The sequence below is a fragment of the Shewanella sp. SM101 genome, assembly GCF_025654465.1.
Taxonomy (GTDB): Bacteria; Pseudomonadota; Gammaproteobacteria; order Enterobacterales; family Shewanellaceae; genus Shewanella; species Shewanella oncorhynchi.
Genome location: NZ_JAKKRH010000149.1, coordinates 1 through 602, shown reverse-complemented (window position 1 = coordinate 602; position 602 = coordinate 1). Strand labels below are relative to the sequence as shown.

General features: G+C 40.4%; 2 protein-coding genes. Both read left to right on the top strand.

Annotated features, from left to right (window positions below):
- Positions 1-231 (top strand): transposase (locus L5M38_RS24410; protein WP_263176833.1); only part of this gene is annotated, 231 nt, incomplete at its 5' end.
- Positions 232-430: 199 nt separating this feature from the next.
- On the top strand, positions 431-602 hold a 172-nt coding region (locus L5M38_RS24405; RefSeq protein WP_263148087.1), incomplete at its 3' end, for a transposase.

Below are 602 nucleotides of genomic sequence, written 5' to 3'. Positions count from 1 at the left end.
GCCGATGACTTTGATAATCTGACGCTTCTCAAGTTGCCACCTTATTCACCGGAGTTGAATCCAATAGAGCAGGTATGGCAATGGCTGCGTCAAAATGTGTTGGCCAATCGTTGTTTTAGTGGTTATGACGATATTGTCGAACAGTGCTCTATCGCATGGAATACCTTCATTGAGAAGAAAGCAAGAGTGATAGAATTGTGTACTAGACCGTGGACAATTTTGACCAGTTAATTAATGTAATTGGTATAAGCCTTCTTTTGCATCATATTTGGGTTTATTTATCTTGTTGGCTACCTATTCTATGGTTTAAGTATCTCCAGCTATTTAGCCTCTTTCTTCCCTTTCTTTGATCGAACTGTAGTGGCACACTAATTTTGGCCACCTAAATAGAGGTGATATTATTACCTCGTAGATGACTTTAGGTGAACACATGAGATCGACAACCAGAAAAACATTTAGTGCTGAATTCAAACTTGAAGCAGCCCAATTAGTCCTCGATAAAAACCATAGCATCATCGAAGCTGCAAAGGCGATGAACGTAGGTAAGTCCACTATGGATAAATGGGTGAGACAGTTAAAACTAGAACGCCAGGGTGGCACAC